Consider the following 13355-nt stretch of genomic DNA (forward strand, 5'->3'; position numbering starts at 1 on the left):
GTGGGTGCCGACCGTGGGTCGGCACGCCTTATTCCGCAACCACCCGCGCGCGCAGCGAATTGGTCAGCGCTTCGGTGATCACCACATCCACGAACTGCCCGATCAGGCGCGCAGGCGCCGGGAAATTCACCGACCGCATGTTCTCGGTCTTGCCGGTCAGCTCGTTCGGGTTCTTGCGCGACGGCCCTTCCACCAGCACGGTCTGCACGGTACCGACCATCTTCTCCGAGATGCTGGCGGCGTGCGCATTGATGCGCTCCTGCAGGCGCGACAGGCGCGCATGCTTCTCGGCATCGCTGATCGTGTCCTCCAGATCGGCCGCCGGCGTACCCGGTCGACGCGAATAGATGAAGGAGAAACTGTGGTCGAAGCCGATGTCCTCGATCAGCTTCATGGTCTTCTCGAAGTCGGCATCGGTCTCGCCGGGGAAACCGACGATGAAGTCCGAGCTGATTGAAATGTCCGGGCGCACCGCGCGCAGCTTGCGGATCTTCGACTTGAATTCCAGCGCGGTGTAGCCGCGCTTCATCGCCGACAGCACGCGGTCGCTGCCGGCCTGCACCGGCAGGTGCAGGAAGTTGGCCAGCTGCGGAACGTCGCGGAACGCATCGATCAGCGAATCGCTGAACTCGAGCGGGTGCGAGGTGGTGAAGCGGATGCGGCCGACCCCATCGATCTCGGCGATGGTGCGGATCAGCAGGCCGAGGTCGGCAAACTCACCGTCTCCATACGGGCCGCGATAGGCGTTGACGTTCTGGCCGAGCAGGTTGATCTCGCGCACGCCCTGCGCGGCGAGCTGCGCCACTTCCACCACCACGTCCTCGAACGGGCGGCTGACTTCGGTGCCGCGGGTGTAAGGCACCACGCAGAACGAGCAGTATTTGGAACAGCCTTCCATGATCGACACGAACGCCGAGGCACCTTCGGCGCGTGGCTCGGGCAGGCGGTCGAACTTCTCGATCTCGGGGAAGCTGATGTCCACCTGCGGGCGCTTCTGCTCGCGGCGTGCGCGGATCAGTTCCGGCAGGCGATGCAGGGTCTGCGGACCGAACACAAGGTCCACGAACGGGGCGCGCTTGATGATCGCTTCGCCTTCCTGCGAGGCAACGCAGCCGCCCACGCCGATGATGACCTCGCGGCCCTTGTTCTTCAGGCCCTTCCACACGCCGAGTTGGCTGAACACCTTCTCCTGCGCCTTCTCGCGGATGGAGCAGGTGTTGACCAGGATGACGTCGGCGTCGTCCGGGCTGTCGGTCAGTTCCAGGCCATCGCTGGCGGCAAGCACGTCGGCCATCTTGGCCGAGTCGTACTCGTTCATCTGGCAACCGTGGGTCTTGATGTACAGCTTGCCCTTGACCTGGTCAGGCTTGCGCGGACCAGCGGGCAGGGCAACGAGCGGGGTACCGCCCGGCGTGGCGGGCGGAAAGACGTCTGGCGTCCCGGTCATGGCGCTTAATCCATTCGGGTGGCGGGAAAGCGGGCAATTCTACCCGCATCCCGCGCCAGCCGCCGCGCCCTTGTAGAGCCGAGCCCACGCTCGGCTGCTCTTCCCGCTTCCCATGGGGCAGCCTGGCATGGCCTGGCTCTATTGAAGCCAGCCGAGCGTGGGCTCGGCTCTACAAGGGGGCGCTGCTTACGCCGCACAAGGGGGGGCTGCTTACGCGGCCGCCAGCTCCGCATCGATCTGCCGCGACCGGTCGAAGGCGGTCATCGCGCTCATCCGTGCGATGTAATCAGCCGTGGCCGGCGCCGGCTGCACCAGGCCAAAGGCCGTGGTCCAGGCCAGCGCATTGCCCCACAGCACGTCGGCGGCACTCATCGTCTCGCCGAGCAGGTACGGGCCCTGCGCCAGCTGGGCCTCGACCACCTGCAGCACGGTCTCGGCGTCGTTGTACGGCGACATCAGGCGCGGCGGCGGCTCGCGGTGCATCGCCTTGTCGATCATCGCCGGCTCGAAACAGGCACCGTAGAAGACCATCCAGCGCAGGTAGGGGCCGCGCAGGGCGTCGCCGATCGGCGGGGCCAGCCCGGCCTCCGGATACAGGTCGGCCAGGTACAGATAAATGGCGACCTGCTCGGTCACCAGTGCGCCGTTGTGGACGATGGCCGGCACCTTGCCCATCGGGTTGATGGCCAGATAGGCCGGGGCCAGGTTGGCACCGGCCTTCAGGTCCAGCACCTGCATGCGGTAGTCGGCACCCAGCGCTTCGAGCAGGGCCACGGCGCCGCTCGAACGGGATCTGGCGGCGTGGTACAGGGTGATCTGGCGTGAGTTCATGGCATTGCTCCTTGCGGTGGGTGGGTGAACTGGAAGTCATCCTGAGGCACTATTGCGGACGACTTCTGTCCTCGATTCTTCATGCGCCATACCGCCCATCGACTGCTGCGCCTGATCGCCCTGCTGCAGGCCCGCCGCCAGTGGTCCGGGGCTGAGCTGGCCGAGCGCATGGGCGTGGACCGGCGCAGCATCCGCCGTGATATCGAACGCCTGCGCGAACTGGGCTATCCGGTGCGGGCCTCATCGGGGGTCGGCGGTGGCTATCAGCTCGGGGCAGGGGCACCGGTGCTGCCGATGCTGCTGGACGAGGACGAGGCGACGACCCTGGCGATCGCCCTGCGTGCCGCGTCAGCGACCGTCGCTGGCATCGACGACACCGCGCGGGGCCTGCTGTCCAAGCTCGATCCGCTGGTCCCCACCCGTCGCCGGCGGCAGGCCGGCGAGGTGCATGCGGCGACGGCCACCCTGTCCGACCTTCCCTCCACCGACGCACGCCTGCTGGGACGGCTGGCCCAGCACTGCCGGCAGGCGTCACGGCTGGCCTTCGAGTACCGCAGTGCGCAGGAGGAGGTGACCCAGCGCGAGGTCGAGGCGCAGCACCTGGTCAACCATGGGCGGCGCTGGTACCTGCTGGCCTGGGACCTGGGCCGCCAAGACTGGCGCACCCTGCGCGTGGACCGGATGGGCGCGGTGCGCGAATGCTCCGGGCCGGGCATGCATCGGCGCCCGCCCGCGCCCCCGGACGTGATGGTGCGGCAGGCGGTCAGCCAGGCGCCCTTCGCGCTGCAGGCCATCGTCCGCCTGGCCGGCAGCCGCACCGAGCTGGAAGGGCGCATCCCGCCGTGGTGTGGTGTGCTGGAGGCTGATGGTGCCGACCATTGCCTGTTGCGCATGGGCGCCGAGAGCCGCGGCATGATGCTGGCGCAGATCCTCAGCCTGGACCGGGTGCCGGTGGCGTTGTGGACCACACCGCCGGGCCTGCGCGATGAGCTGGCACAGCGTTTGGCCGGATTGGGCCAGGCGCTGGCTGTGCCGCCGGTCACAGGCTGAGCCACATCGCTTGGCAAGCCCCGGCGAAGCTGGGACACTCGCGGCATGAAGGGGATACTGGGGACAACGGCGATCATCATCGCTGCGCTGACCGCTGCGCCGGCCAGCGCTGGCACCCTGTACAAGTGCCAGGGCGCCGACGGGGTCACCAGCTACGTTAGCAAGCGAGTGGCCGGCGCGCGCTGCAGCAGCATCAGCTACAGCCGTGATACCCGCCCGGCACCGCGCCCCGTGGTGGCCGCACCGAAGCCTGCGCCGACCTCGGTGGCCAGCATCGAACGCAATCCGGTCGCCGTGGCGGCCAGCGCCGCTGCGCCCGCTGCGGTCGCGCCGACGCCTGCTGCACCCGCGCCTGCCGCGGTACCGACGGCCTCGCGGGCCGGGCGGATGGTCAGCGGCCAGGTCTATTCCTTCATGAAGGATGGGGTGCGCCACTACACCAGTGCGCGGCCGACCCAGGTCGCCAACCTCGGCCCGGTGCGTACCATCCGCTACAGTTTCATGGAGCGCTGTTATGCCTGTGGCGTCAACCCACGCGTGGACTTCGGTTCGGTGCGCTTGAACACCACCGCGTTCCAGACCGAGATCACCTCGGCCGCACGCGAGTTCGGCGTCGAAGAAGCCGTGGTGCGCGCCATCATCCACGCCGAGTCGGCCTACAACCCGACTGCGCTCAGCCGCGCCGGCGCGCAGGGCCTGATGCAGCTGATGCCGCCGACCGCGGCCCGCTTCGGGGTCAGCGATTCCTACGATGCCGCGCAGAACATCCGTGGTGGCGTGCAGTATCTTGCGTGGTTGCTGAAGCGCTTCAATGGCGACCTGACCCTGGCTGCGGCCGGCTACAACGCCGGCGAAGGCGCGGTCGACCGCCACGGTGGCGTGCCGCCCTACAGCGAGACCCAGTACTACGTGCGCCGGGTCGGACAGCTGGCCGAGCGTTACCGCACCGCATTGACACACCAGTAGTGCCGGCCGCTGGCCGGCAACCCCGTAATCAATGTTGTTGCAATGCGTTGTGTGGCGCGCGACGGTTCCGCTACACTCGCCCATGATTCAATGCGGCTCTGGCCCCCACCGGATCCGCTGGCAGCCTTAAAGCTACCTAATCAATATCGGAGTGCCGGATGGCCAACGATGGGGTACACGATCCAGTCAACACCGGACGTCGGCGTTTTCTTTCTGCCACCACTGCTGTGGTTGGCGCCGTCGGCGTCGGATTCACCGCCGTTCCTTTCATCAAATCCTGGAACCCCAGTGCCCGTGCCAAGCTTGCCGGTGCACCGGTGGTGGCCGACATCAGCGCCCTGCAGGAAGGCCAACGCCTGATCGTGGAGTGGCGTGGCCAGCCGATCTGGATCGTCAAGCGGTCCAAGGCGATCCTGGATGCACTGCACGGGCTGGATGGCCGCCTCAAGGACCCTGAGTCCGGCGAGAAGGACCAGCAGCCGGACTACGTGCTGAAGCAGAATCCCGAGCTGCGCTCGATCAAGCCGGACATCTCCGTGCTGGTCGGCCTGTGCACGCACCTGGGCTGCTCGCCGGAAATGGTCGCCGAGATCCGGCCTGAGCCCTACGACCCGCAGTGGAAGGGGGGCTACTTCTGCCCCTGCCACAAGTCGCGCTTCGACATGTCCGGCCGCGTCTTCAAGGATGTGCCGGCACCGATCAACCTGAAGGTGCCCGCGCACCATTACCAGGACGACAACACCATCATCATCGGTGTCGATCCGCAGGGGGCAGCCTGATGGCCAATATCCTCGCCCGTACCGCCAGCGGCGTCGCCGACTGGGTCAATGCCCGCGCGCCGGGCCTGATGCCGGTCTACCGCAAGCACGTTACCGAGTATTACGCGCCGAAGAACTTCAACATCTGGTACTACTTCGGTTCGCTGGCACTGCTGGTGCTGGTCAACCAGATCGTCACCGGCATCTTCCTGACGATGCACTACAAGACCAACGCCGCCGAGGCGTTCGGCTCCATCGAATACATCATGCGTGATGTGGAGTGGGGCTGGCTGATCCGCTACATGCACTCCACCGGCGCCTCGCTGTTCTTCATCGTGGTCTACCTGCACATGTTCCGCGGCCTGCTGTACGGCAGCTACCAGAAGCCGCGCGAGCTGGTGTGGATCCTGGGCATGCTGATCTACCTGGTGCTGATGGCCGAGGCCTTCATGGGCTATGTGCTGCCGTGGGGCCAGATGTCGTTCTGGGGCGCCAAAGTGATCATCTCGCTGTTCGGCGCGATACCGGTGATCGGCAACGGCCTGACCGAATGGATCATGGGCGACTACCTGCCCAGTGACGCCACGCTCAACCGCTTCTTCGCGCTGCACGTCATCGCACTGCCGCTGGTGCTGCTGTTGCTGGTGGTGCTGCATCTGGGCGCGCTGCACGAAGTGGGGTCGAACAACCCCGATGGCGTGGAGATCAAGAAGGGGCCGAAGGGCAACCGCTGGTCGCCGAATGCTCCGGCCGACGGTATTCCGTTCCATCCGTACTACACGCTCAAGGATGGTGTCGGGGCCGGCTTCCTGCTGATCATCGCCGCCTTCATCATCTTCTTCGCACCGGGCTTTGGCGGCCTGTTCCTGGAACACGACAACTTCACCGAGGCCAACCGCCTGGTGACCCCCGAACACATCAAGCCGGTCTGGTACTACACGCCTTACTACGCGATGTTGCGCGTGGTACCGAACAAGCTCGGTGGCGTGCTGGTGATGTTCTCGGCCATTGCGATCCTGTTCCTGGTGCCGTGGCTGGACAAGGCCAGGGTGAAGTCGGTGCGCTACCGCGGCTGGATCTCGAAGGTGATGCTGGGCGTGCTGGCGGTGTGCTTCGTGTGGCTGGGCGTGATCGGCTCCGGCCCGGGCACCGACGTGCATGAAACCTACATCGGGCGGGTGCTGACCTTCCTGTACTTCGCGTTCTTCATCACCATGCCGCTATGGACAAGGTTGGACAAGACCAAGCCGGTACCGGAGAGGGTGACCACGCATGACTGAGCGCTGGATGGTCCGGCTGGCCCTGACGGCCACCCTGATGCTGGGCAGTTTCCTGGCCTCCGCCGCCGAGGGCGGCACCAAGCTGCTGCAGGCCGGCAACGACCTCGGTGACCGCGCCTCGCTGCAGCGGGGTGCGCAGCTGTACATGAACTACTGCTCCGGCTGCCACGCGCTGAAGTACCTGCGCTACTCGCGGATGGCGCAGGACCTGGGCCTGACCGAAGAAGAGGTGATGAACAACCTCAACTTCACCGGCTCGGCGATCGGCGACCCGATCCCGGTCGCGATGCCCAAGGAAAACGCGGAGAAGTGGTTCGGCAAGATGCCGCCCGATCTCAGCCTGATCGCGCGTGTGCGTGGCAGCGACTGGGTCTATACCTATCTCAAGTCGTTCTATCTGGACAGCAGCCGCCCGTTGGGCTGGAACAACGCGCTGTTCGCCAACGCCTCCATGCCCAACCCGCTGTGGGAGATGCAGGGGCTGCAGCATGCGGTGCACGGCAAGGCGGAAGCGCCCGGTATGGACCCGCCGGTGACCGGCCTGAAGATTGAAACGCCGGGATCGGTGGACGCCGGGCAGTACGACCAGGCCGTGCGGGACATCACCAACTTCCTCGAATACGCCGGCGAACCGGCCGCACTCAAGCGCCAGCAGCTGGGCGTGTGGGTGATCCTGTTCCTGGCCCTGCTGACCTTCCTGCTGTACCTGCTGAAGAAGGAATACTGGAAGGACGTTCACTGATTCTGCCACCGGCCATCGCATGGGCCTATTGGCTTTTGTGATGGTCGGTTGCACACTCGGGGAGGAGTCGACCGCTGGCACGGTGCCGGCGGCGCCGATGCGGCAGGCGGTCTCCTGTCGTGGGAGAGCCTTTGATGGCGGCGAGCGTACGCATGCGCAATACACTGACGCTGTTTTCCTCGAACGACGACGTACTGTGCCACCGTGTACGCCTGGTCCTGGCGGCCAAGGGCGTCACCTTCGACTTCGTTCCGGTCGATCCGCAGAACCCGCCTGAAGACCTGATCGACCTCAATCCGTACCACTCGGTGCCGACCCTGGTCGAACGCGAGCTGGTGCTGTACGCCGCATCGGTGGTCAGCGAGTACCTGGATGAGCGCTACCCGCATCCGCCACTGATGCCGGTCGACCCGTTGTCGCGTGCACGCATCCGCCTGGCCATGCTCCGCATCGAGCACGACTGGGTGCCGCAGGTGCAGGCCATCCAGCTGGGCAACAAGACCCAGGCCGAGGCCGGGCGCAAGCGCCTGAAGGAACTGCTGACCGCCTCGCTGCCGCTGTTCAAGGCCAGCAAGTTCTTCCTCAACCCGGAAATGAGCCTGGCCGACTGCGCGATGGCGCCGATCATCTGGCGCCTGCAGTCGCTGGATGTGCCGCTGCCGAAGGACGGCAAGGCGATCGAGGACTACGGCAACCGCATCTTCCGCCATCCGGGATTTGTCCGCAGCCTGACCGAGCAGGAAAAGAAGCTGCGCGACCTGCCGGTCTGATCCGGCCCCGCGTTACCCGTCTGCACGCCGACCGGCGTGCAGACGATCCGCCCCGGCGGGGCGCCGGGCGCGTACACTTCACGCATGACCGAAGACTTCTTCCACATGACCAGCCACCGCCCGTACCTGCTGCGGGCGCTGGTGGAATGGATCAACGACAACCAGCTGACCCCGCACATCCTGGTCGACGCCGGCGTCCCCGGCGTTCAGGTCCCGCCTTCGGCGGTCAAGGATGGCCGGGTCGTGCTCAACATCGCCGAACGTGCCGTGGTGCGGCTGATGATCGACAACGAAATGGTGAGCTTCTCGGCCCGCTTCTCCGGAACCAGCTACCCGGTGCAGGTGCCGATCAGCGCCGTGCTGGCGGTCTACGCCCGCGAGACCGGGCAGGGCATGGCATTGCCGGATGACATTCCGGGCAACGAAACCGCACCGACCCGCGATGAGCTGCTGCACGAGGAAGGCACGCCGCCGGACGACACGCCGCCGGCCAGTCCGCCGCCGAAGGGCCGCCCGAACCTGCGCGTGGTCAAGTAACCCTTCCGACGCCGCCCCGATGGGCGGCGTCTTCCTTTGCAGGTTTTACCGGTGGGTGCCGGAATTGTGTGGGTGCCGACCGTTGGTCGGCACACCTTCAGTTCTTACACATCCTCGGCGTCCTCCACATCCGGCCGGATCTGGCTGATCCGCGCGGCACCGGGGCCGGTGAACGAGATCAGCTGGTCGCCACGCAGCACCATGCGGCCCACGTGGCGATCGATGCCATCGTAGGAATACTCGAACTTGAAGGTGCGCTCGAAACCGAGCCGGCCATCTTCGCCACGCGACAGTCGCAGGCCGGTGGCGTGCACCGCCTGGTCCAGCCACTGCACGTCGGCGGCGCGGCAGGCATTGCGTCCCAGCTCGACCGCGCGCTCGGCGGCCGAGCGTGCGGCGTTCCAGAAGAAGTAGATGATTCCGCCGGCAATCAACAACAGCAGCAGGGTAGGCATGGCGTCAGCCGTCAGAGGTCGATCCGGCAAAGATGGCGGCGAACGTGCGCTGGATCAAGCACGGGTATCACCGCCTCGGCGGTGGCTGGCCCGTCGTCGGCGCTGCGGGCGCGTTGGCCGGTACGGCCTGCATCGGCGCTGCGGAGGGTGACGGCATCACCAATGGCGCAGTCGCGGTCAGCTGCAGCAGCGCTGCCCAGTCCTGGCGGTTGAAGCTGCATTCGTCCTCGCGGCCCGGCGTGCAGCTGGGGTCGATGCCGGTGCTGTTGCGTTCGCGTGCCGGGGGCAGCTTGATCAGCCCGGTGCGGTCCAGCGGCAGCAACCGCATCGCCACGGTGTTCATCACGTTGCCACCCACCAGGTACAGGGTCTGGTCGCCTCCCAGGTTGGCAGCCACCACCACTTCGCAATGCGATTTCCAGTGGCCCACCGAACCGTTGCCCAGCGCCTGCACCAGCCCGCTGTAGCTGAGCGTCGTGCTGCGGTCGCGCAGGAAGCACAACAGGTCGCCCGGTGCGGGCTTTGCGGTCGCGGGATCGACCAGCCGGTACGGCACGCCCGAGGGGCCGCCCTGGTACGCGGCACGGATGTAGTCGATGTGGCGCGGCGACGTGTTGAAGCCGGGAACGCCGGCCTGCACCATCACCCAGGAAATGAAAGCGGCCGACCACGGGTTGTCGATCAGGAACGCGCGGCAGTCGCTGTCGGTGTAGCGCGTGCCCAGTGGTGCCAGACAGCTGCTGGCGCCGGCGATGCTGCCCATCGCGTTGAGCGTGCCGCTGTTGCGCCAGTAGCCGGCCACGCGCTGCCAGGCGATCAGGCCGTTGTCGGCCAGGTGATCGCTTTCGGCTTCGGTGACGCTGAGGCTGGCGGCGCGGCCATCGCGATCGATGAAGGGCCGGAACCACAACCGGTGCTCGTTGCAGGCGGTATTGCGGATGGCCACCGCCAATGGGCTCAGGCCGAAGCGGGGAGGGACATCGCAGGCTTCAGCGGCTGCGGCGGACAAGGGGGCTGCCGCGAGCAGCAGACAGGCAGGCAAGAGCATCCGGCGCATGCGCGGCTCCTGTGGGGGATGCCCGCAGCGTCGCAGAGGCTGGCGTAGCCGAGCCGTGAAGGCGCCCGGGTCGTGTAGAGCCGAGCCTACGCTCGGCTCCACAAGGTCTCCCGTAGGCCTCAAGCCGGCGGCGGGCCCAGCTTCAACGACAGATCGATGGCCTGCACATGCTTGGTCAGTCCGCCGATGGAGATGCAATCGACGCCATCCTCAGCGATCGAGCGCAGGCCGCCCAGGCCGACGCTGCCGGAGACTTCCAGCGGAATGCGTCCGGCGGTGATGCGCACCGCCTCGCGGCGCAGGTCGGGACTGAAGTCATCCAGCAGGATGCGTTCGCAACCGGCTTCGAGCGCCTGGCGCAGCTGTGCCAGGTCTTCGACCTCGACCACCAGTGGCAGCGCAGGCCACTGCCGGCGTGCGGCGGCCACCGCCGCGGCCAGCGAACCGGCGGCGCGGATGTGGTTCTCCTTCAGCATCACCGTGTCGTACAGGCCGAAGCGGTGGTTTTCGCCGCCGCCGCAGCGCACCGCGTACTTCTGCGCCAGGCGCAGGCCGGGCAGGGTCTTGCGGGTGTCGAGGATGCGGGTACCGGTACCGGCCACCGCGGCCACGTAGCGGGCAGTGATGGTCGCGGTGCCGGACAGCGTCTGCAGGAAATTCAGCGAAGTGCGCTCGGCACTGACCAGGCTGCGGCTGCGCCCGTGCAGCAGGGCCAGCACGGTGCCGGCGGTGACGGCATCGCCTTCGGCGATGTGCCATTCAATGCGCACGTCAGGGTCGAGCGCGCGATGGGTAGCGTCGAACCAGGGGCGCCCGGCGATCACCGCATCCTGCTTGCACAGCAGGTAGGCGCTGTCGGCCTGGTCGGGGAGCAGGGCGGCGGTGACATCACCGCTGCCCAGGTCCTCGGCCAGCGCGCGCGCGACATCGGCGGCGACAACGGCCGCATCCGGCGTCGGCAGCGTGCTCATGCGGCCGGGAAGTCGGCGATCTGGGCGGTCGGAATCGCTTCCTCGGCCAGCAGCACCGGGATGCCGTCGTCGACGCGGAACACCTGCTTGCGGTCACGGGTGACCAGCGCCTCGCGCAGCGGCTGCGCCAGCGGGTTGCCATCGGCCTTGGTCACCGTGCCGGCGGAAATGGCCTTGTTGAGGGCTTCCAGGCCCTTGCCATCCAGCAGGGACAGGGGCTGGCGGGTGTCCGGGGACACCAGCAGGTCGAGCAGCTTGCGATCCATGGTTCTTCGTCTTGCGTGGAAGACGGCTAGAATACGTCTTTAAGGCAGGTGACGGCCAATGACCCCCAACCCGATCGCGCCGCTTGTCGGCATCGTCATGGGTTCCCGTTCCGACTGGGAAACCATGCAGCACGCCGCCCAGAAGCTTGAAGCCCTGGGTGTTCCGTTCGAAGTGAAGGTGGTGTCCGCGCATCGGACGCCGGATGTGTTGTTCAGTTACGCCGAGCAGGCGGGCCCGCGTGGCCTGCGCGCGATCATCGCCGGTGCCGGCGGGGCCGCGCACCTGCCGGGCATGATCGCGGCCAAGACCGCCGTGCCGGTGCTGGGCGTGCCGGTGCAGTCCAAGGCCCTCAACGGAATGGATTCCCTGCTGTCGATCGTGCAGATGCCGGCCGGCATCCCGGTCGCCACCTTCGCCATCGGCAACGCCGGCGCCTCCAACGCCGCGCTGTTCGCGGCGGCGATGCTGGCCAGCGACCAGCCGGCGATCGGCCAGGCGCTCGATGCCTTCCGTGCACGCCAGACCGAAGACGTGATGGCCCACGACGATCCGCGCCAATGAGCCTGACTGTCGGCATCCTGGGCGGCGGCCAGCTCGCCCGCATGATGGTCCTGGCCGGTGCGCCGCTGGGGCTGCGCTTCGAACTGTACGACCCGGCCGCCGACGCCTGCAGCGGCCCGCTGGCGCCGCTCACCGTGGGCGCCTTCGACGACCGCCAGGCCTTGGCGGACTTCGCCGCCAAGGTCGATGTGGTCACCTTCGATTTCGAGAACGTGCCTGCCGACAGTGCACGGTTCCTGGCTGACCGCGTGCCGGTCTATCCGCCGCCGGCCGCGCTGGCGGTGGCCCAGGACCGGTTGAGCGAGAAGACCCTGTTCCAGCAGCTGGGTATTCCGCTGCCGGCCTTCGCCGACATCCGCAGCCGCGACGGGCTGGCGGCGAAGGTGGCGGAGTTCGGCCTGCCGTGCATCCTCAAGACCCGCCGCCTCGGCTACGACGGCAAGGGTCAGTTCCGCCTGCGCAGCGAAGCCGACATCGACGCCGCATGGGATGCGCTCGGTGCCCAGGTCGAGCGCACCGGACTGATCCTGGAAGGCTTCGTGGCCTTCCAGCGCGAGGTCAGCGTGGTGGCCGTGCGTGGCCGCGATGGCAGCTTCGAAGCCTGGCCGGTCACCGGCAACTGGCATGTCGACGGCGTGCTGTCGGCCAGCGTGGCACCGGCGGTGCTGTCCGACGCCGAGCAGCAGGCAGCGATCGGCTATGCCCGCCGCGTCGCCGAGCACCTGCAGTATGTGGGCGTGTTCGCGCTGGAGCTGTTCTGCCGTGATGGTGAGCTGCTGGCCAACGAGATGGCACCGCGCGTGCACAACTCCGGCCACTGGACCATCGAAGGCAGCGAGACCTCGCAGTTCGAGAACCATCTGCGTGCGGTGCTGGGCCTGCCGCTGGGCAGCACCCGCATGCTCGGCCATGCCTGCATGCTGAACTGGCTGGGCGCGATGCCCGATCCGGCGCCGGTGCTGGGTCAGGCCAGTGGCCATTGGCACGACTACGGCAAGGAGCCGCGCGAAGGTCGCAAGGTCGGCCACGCCACGTTGCGCGACGATGATGCCGCTGCATTGGCCGATGCGCTGGACCAGGTCGGCCTGGAGCTGGACCGCCAGGCCCAGGTGGCGCCGGCGGTACACGCGCTGCGCAACCGCTGAGCCCGGGCGTGCCGGCCAATGGCCGGCACAACCTTGTATGCCTGCAACGGTGTGGCGCGCCGGTGCAGGCATCGGCGCACCATTGCCGGTGGTAGCGTGGAGCTCCTTTCACAGGAGTCACGACCATGCTCGACTGGAATGCCTACCGCAAGGAACTGAAGGGCCGCATCGGCGAGATCGGCAAGCTCTCGCCGGACACGGTCAAGGGCTACGCCACCCTGGCCAATGCCGGTGCCCAGACCAACCACCTGGATGCCAAGACCCGTGAGCTGATCGCATTGGCGGTGGCGGTGACCACCCGCTGTGACGGCTGCATCACCGTGCACGTGGACGCGGCGCTGAAGCATGGCGCCAGCCGCGAGGAAATCGCCGAAGTACTGGGCGTGGCGGTGTCGCTCAACGCCGGCGCGGCGCTGGTGTACTCGGCGCGGGTGATGGACGCGGTGGCTGCGCACGAGAACGCGTGAAGCTCCGCTCTGCATTTCGGTAGTGCCGGCCGCTGGCCGGCAACCCCGGCA

General features: G+C 67.3%; 16 protein-coding genes. 10 read left to right on the plus strand and 6 right to left on the minus strand.

Annotated features, from left to right (window positions below):
• Nucleotides 1-28: 28 nt before the first annotated feature.
• A complete protein-coding gene (miaB, locus tag HMPREF3114_RS08280; RefSeq protein WP_049435924.1) occupies nt 29-1447 on the minus strand; it encodes a tRNA (N6-isopentenyl adenosine(37)-C2)-methylthiotransferase MiaB in 1419 nt (472 codons plus the stop codon).
• A gap of 210 nt (nt 1448-1657) precedes the next feature.
• Nucleotides 1658-2278, minus strand: coding sequence for a glutathione S-transferase family protein (locus HMPREF3114_RS08285; protein WP_070489541.1), 621 nt, complete (start codon nt 2276-2278; stop codon nt 1658-1660).
• A gap of 81 nt (nt 2279-2359) precedes the next feature.
• Here HMPREF3114_RS08285 and HMPREF3114_RS08290 point away from each other — a divergent pair, with 81 nt between their 5' ends.
• The 7 genes from HMPREF3114_RS08290 (at nt 2360) to HMPREF3114_RS08320 (ending at nt 8381) form a co-directional block, all read left to right on the plus strand.
• Nucleotides 2360-3328 carry a helix-turn-helix transcriptional regulator gene (locus HMPREF3114_RS08290; protein WP_070489543.1) on the plus strand — a complete coding sequence of 323 codons (969 nt, stop codon included), beginning with the start codon at nt 2360-2362 and terminating at the stop codon, nt 3326-3328.
• Between the two features lie 45 nt (nt 3329-3373).
• Nucleotides 3374-4294, plus strand: coding sequence for a lytic transglycosylase domain-containing protein (locus HMPREF3114_RS08295; RefSeq protein ID WP_070489546.1), 921 nt, complete (start codon nt 3374-3376; stop codon nt 4292-4294).
• 158 nt (nt 4295-4452) lie between these two features.
• Entirely contained in the window at nt 4453-5073 is a 621-nt protein-coding gene (petA, locus tag HMPREF3114_RS08300) for a ubiquinol-cytochrome c reductase iron-sulfur subunit (protein WP_004151998.1), read from the plus strand.
• Nucleotides 5073-6332 carry a cytochrome b gene (locus HMPREF3114_RS08305; RefSeq protein WP_005415946.1) on the plus strand — a complete coding sequence of 420 codons (1260 nt, stop codon included), beginning with the start codon at nt 5073-5075 and terminating at the stop codon, nt 6330-6332. Before petA ends, HMPREF3114_RS08305 begins: the two co-directional genes overlap by 1 nt.
• Nucleotides 6325-7074, plus strand: coding sequence for a cytochrome c1 (locus tag HMPREF3114_RS08310; RefSeq protein WP_049414892.1), 750 nt, complete (start codon nt 6325-6327; stop codon nt 7072-7074). The genes HMPREF3114_RS08305 and HMPREF3114_RS08310 overlap by 8 nt, the downstream gene beginning before the upstream one ends.
• Before the next feature lie 134 nt (nt 7075-7208).
• Nucleotides 7209-7844 carry a glutathione S-transferase N-terminal domain-containing protein gene (locus HMPREF3114_RS08315; protein ID WP_005415948.1) on the plus strand — a complete coding sequence of 212 codons (636 nt, stop codon included), beginning with the start codon at nt 7209-7211 and terminating at the stop codon, nt 7842-7844.
• A gap of 84 nt (nt 7845-7928) precedes the next feature.
• Nucleotides 7929-8381: a ClpXP protease specificity-enhancing factor gene (locus HMPREF3114_RS08320; RefSeq protein WP_005415949.1), complete on the plus strand. Its 453-nt coding sequence runs from the start codon at nt 7929-7931 to the stop codon at nt 8379-8381.
• 104 nt (nt 8382-8485) lie between these two features.
• On the opposite strand, the gene HMPREF3114_RS08325 is transcribed toward HMPREF3114_RS08320, so the two are convergent.
• From HMPREF3114_RS08325 to HMPREF3114_RS08340, 4 genes are all read right to left on the minus strand, one after another.
• Entirely contained in the window at nt 8486-8836 is a 351-nt protein-coding gene (locus tag HMPREF3114_RS08325) for a DUF3301 domain-containing protein (RefSeq protein ID WP_005415950.1), read from the minus strand.
• 67 nt (nt 8837-8903) lie between these two features.
• On the minus strand, nt 8904-9893 hold the full coding sequence (locus HMPREF3114_RS08330; protein WP_032954068.1) for a DUF2272 domain-containing protein: 990 nt from the start codon (nt 9891-9893) through the stop codon (nt 8904-8906).
• 119 nt (nt 9894-10012) lie between these two features.
• Entirely contained in the window at nt 10013-10864 is an 852-nt protein-coding gene (gene nadC / locus HMPREF3114_RS08335; protein WP_053500833.1) for a carboxylating nicotinate-nucleotide diphosphorylase, read from the minus strand.
• A complete protein-coding gene (locus tag HMPREF3114_RS08340; RefSeq protein ID WP_005415953.1) occupies nt 10861-11130 on the minus strand; it encodes a Trm112 family protein in 270 nt (89 codons plus the stop codon). The genes nadC and HMPREF3114_RS08340 overlap by 4 nt, the downstream gene beginning before the upstream one ends.
• Before the next feature lie 58 nt (nt 11131-11188).
• On the opposite strand from HMPREF3114_RS08340, the gene purE reads away from it, so the two are divergent.
• The 3 genes from purE (at nt 11189) to HMPREF3114_RS08355 (ending at nt 13304) form a co-directional block, all read left to right on the plus strand.
• Nucleotides 11189-11692, plus strand: a complete 504-nt coding sequence (purE, locus tag HMPREF3114_RS08345; protein ID WP_005412808.1) for a 5-(carboxyamino)imidazole ribonucleotide mutase — start codon at nt 11189-11191, stop codon at nt 11690-11692.
• The gene (locus HMPREF3114_RS08350; protein ID WP_070489548.1) at nt 11689-12837 is read left to right on the plus strand and encodes a 5-(carboxyamino)imidazole ribonucleotide synthase; all 1149 of its coding nucleotides are present in this window, start codon (nt 11689-11691) and stop codon (nt 12835-12837) included. The genes purE and HMPREF3114_RS08350 overlap by 4 nt, the downstream gene beginning before the upstream one ends.
• Nucleotides 12838-12962: 125 nt before the next feature.
• The gene (locus HMPREF3114_RS08355) at nt 12963-13304 is read left to right on the plus strand and encodes a carboxymuconolactone decarboxylase family protein (RefSeq protein WP_070489549.1); all 342 of its coding nucleotides are present in this window, start codon (nt 12963-12965) and stop codon (nt 13302-13304) included.
• Nucleotides 13305-13355: the final 51 nt, after the last annotated feature.

It is taken from the genome of Stenotrophomonas sp. HMSC10F07, from assembly GCF_001807895.1.
Lineage (GTDB): Bacteria > Pseudomonadota > Gammaproteobacteria > Xanthomonadales > Xanthomonadaceae > Stenotrophomonas > Stenotrophomonas sepilia.